The sequence below is a fragment of the Candidatus Electronema sp. TJ genome, from assembly GCF_048287355.1.
Taxonomy (GTDB): Bacteria; Desulfobacterota; Desulfobulbia; order Desulfobulbales; family Desulfobulbaceae; genus Electronema.
Window position 1 is genome coordinate 16,222 of the sequence record NZ_JBLWEP010000004.1, and the last position, 17,921, is coordinate 34,142.

Genomic DNA, 17,921 nt, shown 5'->3' on the forward strand with positions numbered 1-17,921 from the left:
TTTCAGCGGAGCTGATATAATTTGACAGAGAATGATTCTCGCTCGCACAAGCAGATGCTCTGGAGAAAAAAAATGAAAAAAATATTTGCCGCCGCCTTCCTGCTGACAATGGCCGCCACCTCTGCCGCTGCGGCGTGGACTGACGATTTCGCCAAAGATTTTGACAAGCTCGGCCTTGACCGGGCGGTGGAGAACGCGCTGATCAACGAGGTCAGCCCGCACGAGATCCTGACCTTCATTGTCAGCAACAGCGAGAAATTTGACACCCGGCTTTCCTTGAAGGCCTTGTACTGCGCCGGGGTTGAGAGGACAGAAGTGCGGGAGGCGGCGGACAAGCTCGGCATCACCATCGAGGAGGTCAGCACCGCCTTGGAAGAGAGCATCGCTGAATGCGGCTCCCGCTTGGCCCTCAACGACCGCGATGTGTTCTTCCCCAACGATTCAGGTGCCGCTGCGCCCAAGCAGTACGCCAGCCCGTCAACTCCCAGCCATATTCAATAACTCAACTTTGCAGGCAACCTCATTCATATGAAGAAGGTTTCGTTGTTTTTGCTGCTGACCTTCGCTTTGTGCGCAGGCGCGGCTTCCGGTGAAGAGAAGAAGGCGACGGCAGACATGGCCGAGGAGACAAAGGAGACAAAAAACGAGCCGACGAAGGCCGCTTCCGGCAGCGACACCAGCAAGGAAAAGAAGGAAAAGAAAAAGAGCAAGGATGAGGACGAGCTGGAGGAAAAAGGCCATGTTTTTGGTTTCCGCAACAGCTATGGTCATGCCGCCCTCAGCCTGAACGGCGAATGGACGGACAACCTGTACAATCACCGCACCGAGAAGGTGGACAACTTTCTCACCCGCATTTCACCTGCGGTCTGGTTCACTTGGCCGCGCCGCTCGCGGCGGCCTTTGCAGCTCGCCTTGGACAACACAGCCACCGGCGGCACGCAGTATTCGCTGACCGAGTACGATGTGTTCAACAAGTATCAGGTCTATCTGGGCGGGAGACTGGATTTCATGAACTATTCGGCCAACTCCGAGCTGAACCACACGGAGAGCGGCTTCGAGGGGCTGATTCAGTACCAGCCCGGCAGCAGACTGACTCTGCGGGTTTTAGACAAATACAGCCTCAGCCAAGACATCTTCAACATCACCGAAGCCACAGCCGAAAACAACCGGGTCTATGATTCCAACCTGTTCGGGCTGGGCGCGGACTGGCAGTTTTCCGACAAGTTCTCGGCTAAAGTCGGCTACAAGAATTTCCTTCTCCTCTATGAAGATACGGTCAATGACTTCATGAACCGGAGTGACAACGGTTTTGAAGCCGCGCTGGGCTACGAATACAGTCCGAAGACCAAGTTTTTTCTGGGCGGGCATTATCTCCTCGCCGCGTATGACGAGAACAAGGTGCCGGACAACGGCAACACCTATCTCAACATCGGCATGAACTGGCAGGCGACAGTCAAGACCTCTCTCATGGCCAAGATAGGCTATCAGCAGGTGCGCTACGATTATGAGGATGTGGACTATGATCAGACATCAAACCTTTTCCGCGACGACAAGGACGCAGGGATGGATTTTGAAATCCAAGGCATCTGGCAGATGACGAGGAAAAGCAGCCTGCTGCTGAACGCGAAGTACAACATCGAGCAGACAGACAGCCTCCAAGCCTTGAACAAATCTGTGTTCGCAGGACGCATCGCCTTTGACTACCGCTTCTCCAACCGCCTGCGGGGCGACATCAACTTCATCTACGAGGATTCGGAATATGAGCAGTTTGAGGGGGAGAACCGGCTTGACGAACGCTGGTATGTGAAGCCGGAGCTTCAGTACGCCCTGACCAAATGGCTGTTCTTGAACCTCTATGGCAGTTTTGACAAGAAAGATTCCAGCTTTGACGAGCTGGACTACGAAAGCCGCACCATCGGCCTCGGTGTGCGCGCCTCAAGGTGACGCAATGAAACTGCAAGCTGCCGTGCTGCTCCTCTGCGCAGTGCTGCTTCTGCTTGGCCTGCCTGTCTTGGCTGATGAGCCGTACCAAATCGGCTCCGGCGACGTGCTGACGATCACCGTCTACGGCCATGAGGATCTCAAAACGAAAGCCAGAGTTTCGGAAAGCGGTCAGATTGAATTTCCTCTGATCGGCGCGGTGCAGGTCGGCGGCTTGAAACCTTCCGCCGCTGCCAAAAAAGTAGAAACCCTGCTTGCTGACGGCTATCTTGTCAAACCGCAGGTGCAGATATATGTTGAGGAATTCAAGAGCCTCAAGGTGATCGTCCTCGGGCCGGTGAAGAATCCCGGATTGGTGGAGCTGAGCGGCCCGGCCACCCTGCTGGAGGTGATCTCCAAAGCCGGCGGCCTGCTGCTCAAGGATGTCGGCACGTCGGCGACCGTGACCAGAGCTGGAGCGGACGGCAGGCAGGAGATCCTCAATGTGGATATCAAAAAGCTGATTGAAAACGGCGGCGGAGCTGACAATCTGCGGCTGCTGGGCGGCGAGACCGTTTCTGTCGCGGCGGCAAAAGCCGAAGATGCGCCGGTGGCCTATGTCACCGGCGAGGTCAACCGTCCTGGCATGTATCCCTGCGCTCACGGAGCGACGGTGCTGAAGATGGTTTCCTTGGCAGGCGGCTTCACTGGCATCGCCGCCAAATCCCGTGTCAGAATCAACCGGTCGGCGGACGGCAAAAAGCAGGTGCTGAAGGGTGTTGACCTCGACACGCCTGTGCTGCCGGACGATGTTGTCGAGGTGCCAGAAAGTTTTTTCTGAGTTCCCGCCTTCTCCCTCTCCCCTCTCTTCGCGCCCATGCATCCTGAAGAACAATTTCATGCGGATGCTCCGCAGGAAAAAACAAAACATCTGCGCGATCATCTGCGCGTCATCCTCAAGCGCAAAGGACTGCTCCTGACCGCAGCCAGCATTGTTTTCCTCAGCACACTCCTCTCTATTTTCTCTAAAACGCCGGTCTATACCGCCTTCACCAAGGTGCTGATTGAGAAAAACTCTGATGTCAGCCGGATGGAGGGTTTCAGCGGCTACATGCTTTGGGATCCTGATTTTCAGGCCACCCAGCTGGAGTTGCTCCGCAGCTTCAACGTGGCCTTGCGAGTGGTGCGCAGCTTGGAGCTGGACAGCAAGCATCGGCAGCATTTTCAAACCGCGCCCGCTGCTCCCGGCCTTGCGGCTCTGCTCCGTGATGTGTCCGCCGCCGCGCTGAACTCCGCCGAAGCACTGCTCCGTCCTTACATAGGGCCGAAAGATGCGGACATTCTTGCCCCTGCGCCTGGCAAGAGCAGCCAAGAACAGGAGGCGGAGCGGATCGCCGTCCTGATTCAGGCGGCGATCAAGGTTGAGCCGGTGCGTGAAACCAAAATCGTGAGCCTGTCCTACAGCCACAAGAATCCGGCGATAGCCCAGATGGTCGCCAACGCGGCGGTGCAGGCCTACATTGACGAGACCTTGGACATCAAAAGCAGCACGGCCCGGCACACCGTGCAGTGGATGACCGCCAAGGCCGCAGAGGAGCAGCGGAAACTGGAGGCATCGGAAAAGGCTTTGCAGGAGTACATGCGCAAGCATGACATTGTCACAGTCGAAAACCGGCTGGTTGTCCTGCCGGAGCGGCTTTCCGGCCTGAGCAAGGAGCTGGCCGAGGCTCAGACCAAGGAGAAGGAGCATGAGGCCATGTATCAGCAGATCGAGCGGGCGGGCAAAAATTACAGTGCGCTGGAGGCTATTCCCGTCTTTGCCGGGAACAGCGTCCTGCAGAGCCTCCGCGCCCAGCTGCTGGCAGCGGAGCAGAATGTCCGAGAACTGTCACGGAAATACGGCGAGAAACATCCGGTGATGCAGCAGGCGATGGAGGAGCAGCATACGCTGCGGGCCGCGCTGCGAGCCGAGGCTGACCGCATCGCCGCCTCAGTCCGCAGCTCCTACGAGCTGGCCAAGGCCAAAGTGCGGGACATCAGCGAGATGATGAACGCGACCAAGGCCGAGCTGCTGGAGATGAACGAGCGTTTTGTTCAGTACAGCATTCTCAGCCGGGACAAGGAGATGAACCGCACAGTCTTTGACGCGCTTTCCTCCAGCATCAAAAAAACCGATGTCACTGCCCAGTCGATGGATGTGAAAATATGGGCGATTCAAAAGGCGGAGCTGCCTTCTGTCCCCTCCAAGCCGAACAAAAAGCGCGGCTTGCTGGCCGGACTGATTGGCGGGCTGGCCTGCGGCCTCGGCTTAGTTTTTTTCCTTGAGTACCTTGACAACACCGCCAACTCGGCTCAAGGTGTTGAGGAGCGCTACAGCCTGACTGTGCTCGGCACAGTGGAGGAGCTGCGCGGGAGAAAACGCGACATAGCCACCTTTGTCCGCGAGAATCCTCTCTCACCCATGGCGGAGAGCTACCGGCTCATCCGTTCCGGTCTGCTGCTCTCCACCCCGGAGCGGCCGCCCAAGGTCATTCTGATCACCAGCATGGCCCAGCAGGAAGGCAAGACCACGACCACAAAAAACTTGGCCCATATTTTGGCCCAGAACGAGAAGAAAGTGCTGATCATCGACTGCGACATGCGCCGTCCCCGTCAGCACGCCTTGTTCGGCGAGCCGAACAGCTACGGCCTCAGCAGCTATCTGTCCGGCAACCTTGATCCGCAGCAGCAGCTGATCCGGCAGCAGCCGGAAAATCCGGTGGCATTGCTGCCTGCCGGACCGCCGCCGCCCAATCCGGCGGAGCTGCTCAGCTCGGCGAGAATGACGCAGCTGCTGCAGGAAAAGCGGGAGCAGTTTGATTTCATCCTCTTGGATTCGCCGCCGGTGCAGCAGGTCACGGACAGCCTCGCTCTTGGCCCCTTGGCGGACGGAGCTGTGCTGGTAGTCAAGGCGGGCAGCACCACTTACGAGATGCTGGACAGCGGCATCAAACGGCTGCGCGACAGCCGCGCCTGCCTGCTCGGCATTGTTCTCAACCGGCTGAAAAAGAAGCACGGCGACAGAGGATATTACGGTTATTACTCCTATTACTCACATTACAGCCAGCACAGCAGCGGCAGCTGAAGCTGAACCCGAAGAGCCGTGGACGCTGGCCGCCAAGGCCGCTCCGGCTGATCTGCGCGATTATTCGCTGGTCTTGAGCGCAGCAGGCATTGAACATCAAGTGGAGCGGCGGCACGGGGCGATTTTAGTCCGCCGTGAGCGAAGTGCGCTGGCCTTGGCCGAGCTTCGGGCCTACCGCGAGGAGAACCGCGACTGGCCGCCGCCGGAGCAGCCTGCGCCGCCTTTTGTCCGCACCAGCACTTGGCCCACCCTGCTCATGCTCGGCGGTCTGATTTTCATTCATGCCGTCACAGGGCCGTGGCAGGCGGGCGGTCTCTGGTTCCGGGCTGGAGCGGTGAGCAGCCAAGCCATTCTGGAGCAAGGAGAATGGTCGCGTTTAGTCACTGCCCTCACCCTGCACGCTGACCAAGGGCATTTGGTCGGCAACTGCCTGATCGGCGGAGCAATGGTCCAGCTTCTCTGCCGGACCGTCGGCTTCGGCACAGCTTGGCTTACCCTCGTGCTGACCGCCCTCTGCGGCAACCTGCTCAACATCGTCCTCCGCGCCGAACCCCATTACTCAGTGGGCTTCTCCACCGCCGTCTTCGCCGCCATAGGCATATTCTGCGGGCGGCAGCTCCTCGGCGGCGGCTCTCTGCTCCGCCAGCTCATCCTGCCGCTGGGAGCCGGTGCCGGACTGCTGGCCATGCTCGGCACCGGCGGCGAAGGCGGCGCAGAGCAGACCGACTTGGGCGCGCATCTCTTCGGCCTGTTCTGCGGACTGGCTGGCGGCCTTGTCCTGCGGACAGCGGGCTGGGATCAGCAGGGCGAGCGCAGCCGCCTGCAAGCTGCCCTTTTCGCCGCCGCGCTGCTCCTGATCGCCTTCTGCTGGCTGCTTGCCTTCCGAAAATACTTGTAAGACCGCCCGTTCCGGTTTTAAATAACTTCTCATACGTCAATCTCACAACTCAAGCAAAGGCACACCATGCCCATGAACACGCCTCCCCCTTGGGGGAAAAAAAAGAAACCGACTGATCCCGAAGAGTTTCTCGCCGATCTGATCCAGAAAGTCCGTGATTTCTTTGAAGAGCGGAGCGGGAAGGAGCCGAAGGAGAAAGAGCCTGTCCCGGAGGGCGGGGGCGAAAGCGGCGGTCTGGCCGCCGGGGCAAGCAAGATTGCCTTGGCCATCGCCGCGCTGGTGCTGCTGCGCGGGGTCTTCGCCTGCTTCTACACCATTGAGCCAGGCGAGCAGGGCATCGTCCTCCGCTTCGGCAAATACAGCCGCACCGCCGGGCCAGGCCTCAACCTCAAGATTCCCTACATGGAAGACATGATGAGGGTGGATGTCGAGACCGTGCGCAAAGAGGAGTTCGGCTTGCAGAAAACAGCCAGCGCAAACAGCGACCAGAGCGAGTCTCTGATGCTCACCGGCGATAAGAACGTGATCAATGTGGCGTGGATCGTCCAGTACAAGATTAAAGACCCCTATCAGTTCCTCTTCAAGGTCAGCGACGTGGCCCAAGCTGTGCGCGACAACTCGGAGACCGTGATCAGGCGCATCGTCGGCAACATGGACTTCGACTATGTGCTGGGCAACCGCATCACGCTGGCCGACATGGGCCGTCAGGAATTGCAGCGCGACCTCAACAAGCTGGAGACTGGCGTGGACATCGTCACTCTCCAGCTCTTGGATGTCACCCCGACCGATGAGGTCAAGCCTGCCTTCAATGATGTCAATGCGGCGGATCAGGACATGAAGCGGCTGATCAACGAGGCGGAGCAGGAGTACAACAAGGTGATCCCTGAAGCCAAAGGCACAGCCAACAAAATGATTGAGGAGGCGCGCGGCTATGCGGCGCAGCGGATCAATGACGCGAAGGGCGAGACCGCCCGCTTCAAGGCCATCGCCGCTGAATACGAGAAGTCCAAGGAGGTCACGCGCCAGCGCATGTATCTGGAGACCATGCAGAGCGTGCTGCCGCAGGTGCGGCAGCTCTATATCATGGACGGCGGCGCGCAGCCTGCGCTGCCTCTCCTCAATTTGAACAGCACCGCCGCTCCTCCTCCTCCGTCTGCCTCTCCTTCCCTCAACAACCTGCCGCAGCAGGAGGCTGTGACGAGATGAACCAGATCATGCCGAAACAACAAATGCTCAACGGTCTCTACCTGCTGCTGGCCGGCCTGCTCCTGCTTATGATGGTGGACGGCTTCTACATCCTGCCGGAAGGCAAACAGGCGGTGATCACCCAGTTCGGCGCGCCGGTGGGTGAGCCGGTCACCGATGCCGGACTGAAGATGAAGATGCCCTTTCTCCACCGGGTGCGGATGTTCGAGAAGCGCATCCTGATCTGGGACGGCTATCCGAACGAGATACCGACCAATGACAAGACCTTCATTTACATGGACACCACCGCCCGCTGGCGGATCAAAGACGCTCTCCATTTCCTCCAGGCGGCGGGCAGCGAGGAGCGCGCCCAGACTCTGCTCAACGACATCATCAACGGCGCGGTGCGGGACATGGTCAACAAAAATGACCTGATCGAGATCATCCGCTCCTCGGACTGGAACCCTGAATACGTGGTCGAAACCTCCTCAGCCAGCGACCTGACCAAGCCGCCGAGCAAGGGCCGCGACAAAATCAGCCAGATGGTGCTGGATCAGGCCTCCAAGGACGCGCTCAAATACGGCATCGAGCTGATTGACGTGATGTTCAAGCGGGTCAACTACATTGACTCGGTGCGCAAGCGGGTCTATGAGCGGATGATCTCCGAGCGCAAGCGGATCGCGGAGGAGAAACGCTCGCTCGGCAAGGGCAGCTATCAGGAAATAGTCGGCAAGATGGCGCGCGAGCTGCGGGAGATCACCTCTGAGGCCCAGCGCAAGGCCACGGAAATCCGGGGCCAGGCGGATGCGGAAGCGGCCCGGCTCTACGGCGAAGCCTACAGCGGCCACGCCGAGTTCTATTCCTTCCAGAAGAGCCTGGAGAGCTACCAGAACATCATCGGCGGCAACACCTCGCTGGTGCTCTCGCCGGAGGCCGAGCTGTTCAAGCATCTCCAGTCGCCGTCAGCCCGATAGGACACGCCCCTCCCGCTTCCGGCGGGAGGTTCATTTTCACAACCTCAACTGAGGGAGAAGCATTATGAGTTCCTGTTCATCAAGCTCCTGCGGCAGCAAAGGCAAAAGCAGCTGCGCCAGCTCCGCCCAGCTCAACGCCGCCAGCGCCCATCTGGCCCAGCAGGACATCGCCATCACCAAGTCGCTGGGCCGGATCAAGCATAAGATTCTGGTCATGAGCGGCAAGGGCGGGGTGGGCAAGTCCACCGTGGCCGTCAATCTGGCTTTAGGGCTGGCCGAGCGCGGGCACAAGGTCGGCCTGATGGACGTTGACCTGCACGGCCCGGATGTCTGCCGGATGCTCAACCTCACCGGCAGCTTGGAGCAGGCGCAGGGTGAGAACGGCCTTGTCCCGCCGCTGCTCTATAACGGCAAGCTGAAGGTGGTTTCGCTGGAATACATGATGAAGGACCGCGACGAGGCCATCATCTGGCGCGGGCCGCTGAAGATTCAGGCCATCCGCCAGTTTGTCGCGGACATGGACTGGGGCGAGCTGGACTACCTGATCGTTGACGCGCCTCCAGGCACTGGCGACGAGCCGCTCTCCGTGGCCCAGACCATGCCCAACGTGCAGGCCGTGGTGGTCACCACGCCGCAGGAGGTGGCCTTGGCCGATGTGCGCAAGTCGCTCAACTTCTGCCGCACCGTGAAGATGCCGGTGGCTGGCGTGGTCGAGAACATGTCCGGCTTTGTCTGCCCGCACTGCGGCGAGACAGTGGACATCTTCGGTGTCGGCGGCGGCGAGAAGACCGCCCGCGACTTTGACCTGCCCTTCCTGGGCAGGGTGCCGATGGATCCCCGCGTGGTCATGGGCGGCGACAGCGGCACGCCCTATCTCTCCTCCAACGCCGACAGCCCGGCGGTTCATGCCTTTGCCGCCGTGATCAGCGCGGTGGAGCAGCGGCTGCCGGCCAAAGCCGGCCTCAGGCTGAACATGGCAGGCTCTTCCGCCGCGTGCGGCGGCGGCGGCGGCGAGAGCTGCGCGCCGGAGAAAAGCTCCGCCTGCGCCTGCTGAATCCTCCGACCAAGGGCCGCCCGCCCTTGGCCTTTCCCTCTTCTTTCTCGCCATGATGAACATACAGCAACTGATCGTCGGCATGATGGATGTCTGCTGCTACATTGTCTCCTGCCCCAAAACCAGCAAGGCCGCTGTGATCGACTGCGGCGGGGACGCGGACAAAGTGCTTGCCGCCTGCCGCAAGGAGGGCCTGGAGGTGCTGCACATCATCTCCACCCACGGCCATCCTGACCACGTCTGCGGCAACGGGCCGCTCAAGCAGGCCACCGGGGCGAAGATTGTCATGCACCGGGCCGATGCCGAATTCTTCAGCACCGAGGAGGCGCGGAGCTACTTCGCCATGCTTGGCCTGCCGGAGTCACCGCCAGCTGATCTGCTGGTCGAGGACGGCGACCTGATCCGCATCGGCGAGGAGACGCTGACCGTGCTCCACACTCCTGGCCACACGCCGGGCGGCATGTGCCTGTACAACGCCCCGGACTGCTTCACCGGCGACACCCTTTTCGCAGGCGGGGTGGGGCGCACCGACTTCCCCGGCGGCTCTATGCGCCAGCTCTCGCAGTCCATCAGCGAGCGGCTGCTGACCCTGCCGCCTGAGACCACAGTCTGGCCGGGCCACGGCTACGGCGGCTCCAAATCCACCATTGGCAAAGAGGCGAGAAGCAATCCCTATCTCTGAGCGGCAGCGCGGCAGGGCAGGGCAGGGCAGGCTGATCCTGCTCAGCCGCATCTTTTGGACTGTCCTCCTCTTCTGGACCGCTGTTCTGGCCGGACTGCTCCTCTGGGCGCTGGCCAAAGAGGAGCGGCATCTCTTGGACTACGCCCGCTTGGAGGCCAGAGCCAATTTCAACAAGGACATGGCTCTGCGCACCTGGGCCGCCAAGCACGGCGGTGTGTATGTGCCTGCCACGCCTGAGACTCCGCCCAACCCCTACCTCTCCCATCTGCCTGACCGGGACGTGCTGACCACCTCCGGCCAGCGGCTCACTCTGATGAACCCTGCCTACATGCTCCGGCAGGTGATGAGCGACTTCTCCGGGCTGTACGGCATCAGGGGGCGGATCACCAGCCTCAAGCCTCTCAATCCGATCAACGCCCCGGACGAGTGGGAGCAGCGCGTGCTTCGTCAGTTCGAGCAGGGCGAGACTGAGGTCTCCGAGCTGACAGAGATGGACGGCCAGCCTTATCTCCGCTACATGCGGGCCTTTCACACCAAGGAAAACTGCCTGAAATGCCACAGCCATCAGGGGTATAAAGAAGGCGAAGTGCGCGGCGGCATCGGCGTGTCCGTGCCGCTGCGGCCCTACATGGAGATCAAGCGGCGGATAGAGGCTGTGCTGCTCCTCTCCTACAGCCTGCTCTGGCTGCTGGGCGGCGCGGGCCTGCTCAGCGTCACCCGCTTTGTCCGCAGGCAGATACTCCGGCAGCGTGAAGCCGAGGCCTCCCTGCTGGAGCAGGCTGCCGAGCTGGAGCGGCTGAACCACATCCTGGCTCACCAGGCTCTGTATGACGGCCTGACCAGCGTGCGCAACCGCCGCGCCTTTGATCAGCGGCTGGCCGAGGAATGGCAGCGCTGGCACCGGAGCGGCACGGTCTTCTCCCTGCTCATGACCGACATGGACTTCTTCAAGCTCTACAACGACACCTGCGGCCATTTGCAGGGTGATGCCTGCCTGCGCACCGTTGCCCAGACCTTGGAGCGGAGCGCGGCCCGCGCCTGCGACTTCACCGCCCGCTACGGCGGCGAGGAGTTTGTCCTCATCCTGCCCGGCATCGGTCTGGACCAAGCCTTGGTGGTGGCGGAGAAGGCGCGCCAGGCCGTGGAGCAGCTTGGCCTGCCGCACCCCGCCTCACATTGCGCCAAGGTGGTCACGCTCTCGGTCGGCGTGGCAGCGGTCAATCAGCTGGCAGAAGATGCCGCCTGCGGTGCCGGGCTGCTGGCCTTGGCGGATCAGGCCCTGTACGCGGCCAAGCAGGGCGGGCGCAACTGCGTCCGCGCCGCCCGGCCCTGAACATTCGAATCCTTTTCATCGCCGGTCAAACCGGCCCGGCAGGCTCTCCCTGCAATCCCAAGGTGAAAAACGCTCCCGGCCTCACGGGGCCGCCCTTTTCTTGCCGAAAGCGCAGCAGAGGCCGCTTCGAATGCCTCATTCCTCGCTGGCAATGAGGCATTCCCTGCTGGCAACGGGTCATTCCCCTCTGGCAATGGCGCATTGCCAGCTGGAAACGTGGCATTCCTTGTTGGCAATGAGGCATTGCCAGAGTGAAACGGGTCATTCCCCTCTGGCAATGAGGCATTTCCTCTTGGCAATGAGCCATTGCCAGAGTGAAACGTGACATTCCTTGCTGGCAATGAGGCATTGCCAGAGGGGAATGAGGCATTTCCAAGCGGGAAGACGGCCTTTCCAGCCGCATCCAAGCCAAACGCAGCTTCGCAGGAGGCTGTCTTGACACGTTTTTCCGTCGAAGAAGCGGAGAGCAGGGCATTGGCGCAGAGCAGCAGCTCCGGCGAGACTGGCCTTGCGCTGATTTGGTGCAGATGATCAGCGAGCGGGCCTTCGAAGGCGGCTGGCGGATGCGCTGGCGGTGAACTGAAAAAAAAGGCCGGAGCAAAAGCTCCGGCCTTGCGGCTGTCCACGTTGAAAATCGTGACTGGCGAGGCGAATCGCTCAGTGCTCCGTGCCGAAAAACTCAACAGGCGGGCCCTCGATGCGGACATTCAGCCAGTATTTGAGCGCACGGTTCAGGCGATGGACTGCCCCGCCCGGCTTGATGCCGTCCTCTTTGCAGGAGGCATCAAAAAGCTCTTTCGGCACTTCGATTTTGGCTATTTCTTCAGCCCCTTCAACAGTGCGGTGAATCAGCGTGACCAGCGGCGGCTTTATCTCCCAGTCATAGATGGCAAAGTAATAGCTCTCATCGCTGCCGCCTGCGACCAAGTCAAAGTCCTTGTCCTCGATCCAGCCGATTCCCCATTCCAGATACAGCTCCACAGCTTTTTCCGGGGTCATCGCCCAGTCAATGCTGCTGGCCAGCATTCTGTTCCGCCGTATTTCCTTAAGAGTAAGCATGGCGCACCTCTCTGTCGTTCAATAATTAATATCATATAATAATTATTATCGTTCTTAAGTGCTCATGTCAAGCGCTGCCCCAGACACTTTGCGGAGCCGCAGAGCGCATCCTGACGGCGTGACGCGAAGTTATGCGCGGCAGCACACGGCGGACTGACCGGCCTTCTTGATTGACAGAAGCGGACGAGCTGCGTATGCTGACAGGCTGAATCCTTCTGCTCCCCCCCGGCGCAGGAGATCATCATTCCATTCGACCTTGAGGAGTCATAGAATGAGCAACGAGAAGAAGCTGACCAGCAACGTGGGTGCGCCCGTGGCCGACAATCAGAATGTGCTGACTGCCGGGCCGCGCGGGCCGATGCTGCTGCAAGATGTGTGGTTCTTAGAGAAGCTCGCTCATTTCGACCGCGAAGTGATCCCGGAGCGGCGGATGCACGCCAAAGGCTCTGGCGCGTATGGGACGTTCACGGTCACCCATGACATCAGCCGGCACACCAAGGCCAAGCTGTTCTCTGCGGTCGGCAAGCAGACCGAGGTCTTTGTCCGCTTCTCCACAGTTGCGGGCGAGCGCGGCGCAGCGGACGCTGAGCGGGACATCCGGGGCTTCGCATTCAAGTTCTACACCGAAGAGGGCAACTGGGATTTAGTCGGCAACAACACGCCGGTCTTCTTTCTCAAAGACCCGCTCAAGTTCCCTGACCTCAACCACGCTGTGAAACGCGACCCGCGCACCAACCTGCGCAGCGCGCGCAACAACTGGGACCTCTGGACCAGCCTGCCTGAGGCCTTGCATCAGATCACCATCACCATGAGCGAGCGGGGCATTCCCAAGTCCTACCGGCACATGCACGGCTTTGGCAGCCACACCTTCAGCCTGATCAACGCCGCAGGGGAGCGGGTCTGGGTCAAGTTTCACTTCAAGACGCAGCAGGGGATCAAGAACCTGACTGATGCGGAGGCGGAAGCACTGGTCGGCAAAGACCGCGAGAGCCATCAGCGCGATCTGTATGAGAGCATTGAGAAGGGGGATTTCCCCAGATGGGACATGAAGATCCAAGTGATGACGGACGAGGAGGCCAAGTGCTGCCCGTTCAATCCCTTTGACCTGACCAAGGTCTGGCCTTACAAGGAGCATCCACTGCTTGACGTGGGCGTGCTGGAGCTGAACCGCAACCCGGACAACTACTTCGCCGAGGTGGAGCAGGCGGCATTCAATCCGGCCAACATCGTGCCGGGCATCGGCTTCTCACCGGACAAGATGCTGCAAGGGCGGCTTTTCTCCTACGGCGATGCGCAACGCTACCGTCTCGGCGTGAATCACCACCTCATTCCAGTCAACCGCGCCCGCTGTCCTGTGCATTGCTACCACCGCGACGGGGCGATGCGCGTGGACGGCAACTTCGGCAGCACCCTTGGCTATGAACCGAACAGTTACGGCGAGTGGCAGGAGCAGCCGGAGGTGCGCGAACCTGCTTTGCCTCTCAGTGGCGCGGCGGATCACTGGAGCCACCGCGAGGATGACAGCGACTATTACACGCAGCCAGGCAACTTGTTCCGTCTGATGACTCCGGCGCAGCAGCAGGTGCTGTTCGAGAACACCGCCAGAGCGATGGGCGATGCGCCGGAAGCGGTCAAGCGGCGGCACATCGGGCATTGCGCCAAGGCCGACCCAGCCTACGGCGCAGGCGTGGCCGCAGCCTTGGGTCTCAGCATCTGACAAGCATCAGCTTCAGCTTGCCGCCGCAGCCGCCAGCTCGGCTCTGATCTTGGCGGCAAGCTCGCCAGCTGCCCGCTCCAGCGGCAGCTCGACAGTCTCGCCATTGCGGCGGCTGCGCAGCTCCACTGCCCCGCTCTTCTCCAGCGACTTGCCCACAGTGAGCCGGTACGGCATGCCGAGCAGGTCTGCATCCTTGAACTTGGACCCTGGCCGCTCGTCGCGGTCATCATAGAGCACCTCAATCCCGGCAGCCTCCAGCTCCTGATGCAGCTGCTCCGCCGCCGCAGTGACAGCTGCGTTCTTCAGGTCAAGATTGAGCAGCATGACTTGGAAGGGCGCAAGCGGCAGCGGGAAGATGATGCCGTGCTCGTCGTGGTTCTGCTCGATGGCCGCAGCCACCACCCGGCTCACGCCGATGCCGTAGCAGCCCATGATCATCACCTTCTCTTGGCCATCCACATCTTGGAACACGGCGTTCATGGCCGCAGAGTATTTGGTGCCGAGCTTGAAGATGTGGCCGACCTCTATGCCTTCAGTCAGCCGCAAAGAACCGCCGCAGAGCGGGCAGCGGTCGTCGGCAGTCACTTGGCGCAGGTCGCCGACTAAAGCAGGCGTGAAGTCGCGGCCAGGGTTGACCCCGGTGAGGTGGAAGCCCTTCTCGTTCGCGCCCGCAGCCGCGTTGACCATCTGCATCACCTCCTGATCCGCCACGAACTTGATCGGCAGACCCACCGGCCCGATATAGCCCACCGGCAGCTTGGTCTTCTGCCAGACCGTGTCGTCGTCAGCCAGCTCCACATCCGTCACATCCAGCATGTTCTTCAGCTTGACCGGCTGCACTTCGCGGTCGCCGCGCACCAGCACCGCCACCGGCTCGCCGTCCGCCAGATAGATCATGGTCTTGATCACCTGCTGCGGCTGCAAGCCAAGGAATCCCGCCACAATCTCCACCTTCTTCATGCCTGGCGTGGCTGCCTTGGCGCAGGGCTGCAAGGCCTCGCTGCGCTCTGCCTGTGCGGGCGGCGCAGCCTTGGCCTTTTCGAGGTTAGCGGCGTAGTCGCAGCTCTGGCAGATCACCAGCGTGTCCTCGCCCGTCTTGGCCAAGACCATGAACTCGTGCGAGAACGAGCCGCCGATGCTGCCGGAGTCCGCCTCAACTGCCCGGAACTCCAAGCCGCAGCGTTTGAAGATGCGGTTGTAGGCCTCGCGCATCTTGCCATAGCTCGCCTCCGCGCCTGCCTCGCTGACATCAAAGGAGTAGGCATCCTTCATCACGAACTCGCGCCCGCGCATCAGGCCGAAGCGGGGCCGGATCTCATCGCGGAACTTGGTCTGAATCTGATAGAGGTTGACCGGCAGCTGGCGGTAGGAATGAATCTCGCGCCGGGCCACGTCCGTGACCACCTCCTCATGCGTCGGCCCAAGGCAGCAGTCGCGCTGATGCCGGTCTTTGAAGCGCAGCAGCTCAGGGCCGTACTGCTTCCAGCGGCCCGACTCTTCCCAGAGATCAGCAGGCTGGACCATCGGCATGAGGATTTCCTGCGCCCCGGCCCGGTTCATCTCCTCGCGGACAATCTTTTCCACCTTGCGCAAGGCGGCCAAGCCCAGCGGCAGATAGGTGTACAGACCAGAGGTCAGCTTGCGGATGAAGCCAGCCCGCAGCAGGAGCTGGTGGCTGACCACCTCCGCTTCGGCAGGCATCTCTTTGGCAGTGGTGATGAGCAGTTGCGAGTAGCGCATGATTGTCCTTCAGCAGTTCTTTTCTTGTTGATCTTCCGGGCAGCTTGCCGTCTCTTCGTGCGGCATTGGGGATAATACCAGATCAGCGGAAAATCGCATAGAGCCAAAGCAGGACTGGCTGACAATTGTCTGTCTAGTTCTTGTTGTAACCGTGCTCTCGCGTAAGCAGCGCACATTTCCAGTGCGCTTCACGGTCCAGAACAACTTGATCTGGTGTGGACTTGATCATGACTTCGAGGATGGAAAAATGGAAGTGCTCGCGTGCGTACTTCGGGCCGTTAGCCTGCACAAGCTTCATCAGCTCGTCATTCCATCCATGCCCAGTGCCCATGTAGCAAGCCCAGCGCGACCAAATCCCAGCATCGCCGTATGCCGAGCCGATGTACTGCTTCCCATTTGACCTGTCTGAGATGACGTAGACTCCTTTCACGCTCTGCAATGCCGCCTTCCAGTCGGTGCGCTCGGCTTTGAAAATGGCTTCGAGGGTAGCGAAATCATGATTGATGCGATCGAGACCGGGAAAGCTCTCGCCAGAGTACACCTGCGGAAGCAATTCAGCAACCGTGAACTCATTAATGTAATTTTCTAATTTGAAGGCGCGGCCCATCATGCCTTGATAACGGTGAAAGGACATTAGCAATCGCCCGACGTACTTCTCCAGCCGAGGGTCAGGTTGAAGTTTGTATCCATCCTTGCGCCGCTCAATCACTTCAAAAGCTCCGCCGAACAGCCAAGCATCAGTCTTCGGATAGAATCTCATGAACGAGAGGACGTAGGGTCTGGTCCAGTCGTTTTTGTCGCCACGCCATTCATTCCAACCAAGCCACTTCTCATGGTTAGCGACAAACTCATCAAGTGGTTGGCACTCGCCATTCCAACATGCCAAGTGGAGCTTGTATTGGTCTGGATTCGAGATAGCGAGGATGTCATTCAAGGGAATAGTCATAGCATCGATGTCGTTCAGAGTAATCATCAACAAGCGGAAACGTCCATACTTGCCTGCGTTTACCGCCCGCTCTTTCTTCCGCACCATACTATATAGCCGTAAATATTGCACACGAAAAGAGCAAGGCAGGCAGGTCGTGGAGAGCGGAGCATTCTGCGGCCTGCTGGTTTGCCTGCACACGAACCAGCGCATTTGTATGTTCTCTGAGCCTGCTCACCATCGGACGCTGAGCCTGCTCACCGTCGGACGCTGAGCCTGCTCACCATCGAACGCTGAGCCTGCTCACCGTCGGACGCTGAGCCTGCTCACCGTTGGACGCTGAGCCTGCTCAGCATAGATGCGCCGCAGCGTCCGCGTGTTTCTTTTGACAAGACCATGCCGCAGTTTTGCAGCACAAGACTGCACGCTGACGCACGAGGCAGAGCCGCCTTTCCCTTTCATATGTCATTTGCTGCCTTCAGGTATTGCGCGGTCTCTGGCCTTTTCCAGCTTTTCCGTGCGCAGGCACGGCAAACCGTTTACAATGGACGCGGCTTTTTAAAACCGCACCCTCAAGCAGAAACAGACATGCGCATCGGCTCGCTCGTTCTTGACAATCCATTCATTCTCGCGCCCTTGGCAGGATACACTGACTTGGCTTTCCGGCTCCTCTGCCGCGAGCAAGGCGCAGGGCTGGTCGTTTCCGAGATGATCAGCTGCCACGGCCTCAACTACGGGCAGCGGCAGACCCTTGCCATGCTCGGCACCGCGCCGCAGGAGCGGCCTTGGTCGGTGCAGCTGTTCGGCAGCGAGCCGGAGAGCATGGGCCGGGCAGCTGCGGCGGTCTCGGCCATGCCAGTGGATTTGATCGACATCAACATGGGCTGTCCGGTGCCGAAGGTGGTGAAGAAATGCTGCGGCGCAGCTCTGATGAAGCCGGAGAACCGCGAGCTGGCCGAGCAGATCATCCGGGCGGTCGCGGCCAGCACGCCGCTGCCGGTGACTGTCAAATTCCGCAGCGGCTGGAACGATGATTCGATTGTCGCGCCGGATTTCGCCCGGATGTGCGAAGCCGCCGGGGCCGCCGCTGTAACCATCCACGCCCGCACGTGGGCGCAGCAGTTCGGCGGCAGGGCTGACCGGCAGGTGATTGCGGCGGTGAAGCAGGCGGTCTCCATTCCAGTGATCGGCAACGGCGACATCAGCAGCTATGCCGACGGCTTGGCGATGATGGCCGAAACTGGCTGCGACGCAGTGATGATTGGGCGGGGCGCGCTGGGCAATCCGTGGATATTCCAGCCTGGCGGCAG

Annotated in this window: 15 protein-coding genes; 12 read left to right on the forward strand and 3 right to left on the reverse strand. The window is 60.4% G+C overall.

Annotated features, from left to right (window positions below; genetic code table 11):
• Positions 1-72 precede the first annotated feature (72 nt).
• From ACNKID_RS00640 to ACNKID_RS00685, 10 genes are all read left to right on the forward strand, one after another.
• On the forward strand, positions 73-501 hold the full coding sequence (locus ACNKID_RS00640; protein ID WP_417911498.1) for a hypothetical protein: 429 nt from the start codon (positions 73-75) through the stop codon (positions 499-501).
• Between the two features lie 27 nt (positions 502-528).
• Positions 529-1,944, forward strand: coding sequence for an outer membrane beta-barrel protein (locus ACNKID_RS00645; protein WP_417911499.1), 1,416 nt, complete (start codon positions 529-531; stop codon positions 1,942-1,944).
• 4 nt (positions 1,945-1,948) lie between these two features.
• Positions 1,949-2,761 (forward strand): SLBB domain-containing protein, encoded by an 813-nt coding sequence (locus ACNKID_RS00650; protein ID WP_417911500.1) that lies wholly within the window; start codon positions 1,949-1,951, stop codon positions 2,759-2,761.
• A 36-nt stretch (positions 2,762-2,797) separates the two neighbouring features.
• The gene (locus ACNKID_RS00655) at positions 2,798-5,044 is read left to right on the forward strand and encodes a GumC family protein (protein ID WP_417911501.1); all 2,247 of its coding nucleotides are present in this window, start codon (positions 2,798-2,800) and stop codon (positions 5,042-5,044) included.
• 73 nt (positions 5,045-5,117) lie between these two features.
• A complete protein-coding gene (locus ACNKID_RS00660; RefSeq protein WP_417911502.1) occupies positions 5,118-5,942 on the forward strand; it encodes a rhomboid family intramembrane serine protease in 825 nt (274 codons plus the stop codon).
• Between the two features lie 66 nt (positions 5,943-6,008).
• A complete protein-coding gene (hflK, locus tag ACNKID_RS00665; protein ID WP_417911503.1) occupies positions 6,009-7,148 on the forward strand; it encodes an FtsH protease activity modulator HflK in 1,140 nt (379 codons plus the stop codon).
• Between the two features lie 8 nt (positions 7,149-7,156).
• A complete protein-coding gene (hflC, locus tag ACNKID_RS00670; RefSeq protein ID WP_417911504.1) occupies positions 7,157-8,101 on the forward strand; it encodes a protease modulator HflC in 945 nt (314 codons plus the stop codon).
• A 64-nt stretch (positions 8,102-8,165) separates the two neighbouring features.
• Complete coding sequence (locus ACNKID_RS00675; RefSeq protein ID WP_417911505.1) at positions 8,166-9,155, forward strand: P-loop NTPase; 990 nt, start codon at positions 8,166-8,168, stop codon at positions 9,153-9,155.
• A gap of 52 nt (positions 9,156-9,207) precedes the next feature.
• The gene (locus ACNKID_RS00680; protein WP_417911506.1) at positions 9,208-9,837 is read left to right on the forward strand and encodes an MBL fold metallo-hydrolase; all 630 of its coding nucleotides are present in this window, start codon (positions 9,208-9,210) and stop codon (positions 9,835-9,837) included.
• A complete protein-coding gene (locus tag ACNKID_RS00685; protein WP_417911507.1) occupies positions 9,803-11,170 on the forward strand; it encodes a diguanylate cyclase in 1,368 nt (455 codons plus the stop codon). The genes ACNKID_RS00680 and ACNKID_RS00685 overlap by 35 nt, the downstream gene beginning before the upstream one ends.
• 657 nt (positions 11,171-11,827) lie before the next feature.
• On the opposite strand, the gene ACNKID_RS00690 is transcribed toward ACNKID_RS00685, so the two are convergent.
• Positions 11,828-12,229 carry a DVU0772 family protein gene (locus ACNKID_RS00690; protein ID WP_417911508.1) on the reverse strand — a complete coding sequence of 134 codons (402 nt, stop codon included), beginning with the start codon at positions 12,227-12,229 and terminating at the stop codon, positions 11,828-11,830.
• Positions 12,230-12,500: 271 nt separating this feature from the next.
• Here ACNKID_RS00690 and ACNKID_RS00695 point away from each other — a divergent pair, with 271 nt between their 5' ends.
• Positions 12,501-13,946 carry a catalase gene (locus tag ACNKID_RS00695; RefSeq protein WP_417911509.1) on the forward strand — a complete coding sequence of 482 codons (1,446 nt, stop codon included), beginning with the start codon at positions 12,501-12,503 and terminating at the stop codon, positions 13,944-13,946.
• A gap of 12 nt (positions 13,947-13,958) precedes the next feature.
• Here ACNKID_RS00695 and ACNKID_RS00700 read toward each other — a convergent pair whose 3' ends face one another.
• On the reverse strand, positions 13,959-15,686 hold the full coding sequence (locus tag ACNKID_RS00700) for a proline--tRNA ligase (protein WP_417911510.1): 1,728 nt from the start codon (positions 15,684-15,686) through the stop codon (positions 13,959-13,961).
• A 133-nt stretch (positions 15,687-15,819) separates the two neighbouring features.
• The gene (locus tag ACNKID_RS00705; protein WP_417911511.1) at positions 15,820-16,719 is read right to left on the reverse strand and encodes a GIY-YIG nuclease family protein; all 900 of its coding nucleotides are present in this window, start codon (positions 16,717-16,719) and stop codon (positions 15,820-15,822) included.
• Positions 16,720-17,199: 480 nt separating this feature from the next.
• On the opposite strand from ACNKID_RS00705, the gene dusB reads away from it, so the two are divergent.
• Positions 17,200-17,921: tRNA dihydrouridine synthase DusB (gene dusB / locus ACNKID_RS00710; protein ID WP_417911512.1), on the forward strand; the 722-nt coding region annotated here is incomplete at its 3' end.

Excerpts from the sequence above, each read along its gene's own strand:
- ACNKID_RS00640 (WP_417911498.1), top strand. The coding sequence starts at position 73 with ATGAAAAAAATATTTGCCGCCGCCTTCCTGCTGACAATGGCCGCCACC.
- ACNKID_RS00645 (WP_417911499.1), top strand. The coding sequence starts at position 529 with ATGAAGAAGGTTTCGTTGTTTTTGCTGCTGACCTTCGCTTTGTGCGCA.
- ACNKID_RS00650 (WP_417911500.1), top strand. The coding sequence starts at position 1,949 with ATGAAACTGCAAGCTGCCGTGCTGCTCCTCTGCGCAGTGCTGCTTCTG.
- ACNKID_RS00655 (WP_417911501.1), top strand. The coding sequence starts at position 2,798 with ATGCATCCTGAAGAACAATTTCATGCGGATGCTCCGCAGGAAAAAACA.
- hflK (WP_417911503.1), top strand. The coding sequence starts at position 6,009 with ATGCCCATGAACACGCCTCCCCCTTGGGGGAAAAAAAAGAAACCGACT.
- hflC (WP_417911504.1), top strand. The coding sequence starts at position 7,157 with ATGCCGAAACAACAAATGCTCAACGGTCTCTACCTGCTGCTGGCCGGC.
- ACNKID_RS00675 (WP_417911505.1), top strand. The coding sequence starts at position 8,166 with ATGAGTTCCTGTTCATCAAGCTCCTGCGGCAGCAAAGGCAAAAGCAGC.
- ACNKID_RS00680 (WP_417911506.1), top strand. The coding sequence starts at position 9,208 with ATGATGAACATACAGCAACTGATCGTCGGCATGATGGATGTCTGCTGC.
- ACNKID_RS00690 (WP_417911508.1), bottom strand. The coding sequence starts at position 12,229 with ATGCTTACTCTTAAGGAAATACGGCGGAACAGAATGCTGGCCAGCAGC.
- ACNKID_RS00695 (WP_417911509.1), top strand. The coding sequence starts at position 12,501 with ATGAGCAACGAGAAGAAGCTGACCAGCAACGTGGGTGCGCCCGTGGCC.
- ACNKID_RS00700 (WP_417911510.1), bottom strand. The coding sequence starts at position 15,686 with ATGCGCTACTCGCAACTGCTCATCACCACTGCCAAAGAGATGCCTGCC.
- ACNKID_RS00705 (WP_417911511.1), bottom strand. The coding sequence starts at position 16,719 with ATGGTGCGGAAGAAAGAGCGGGCGGTAAACGCAGGCAAGTATGGACGT.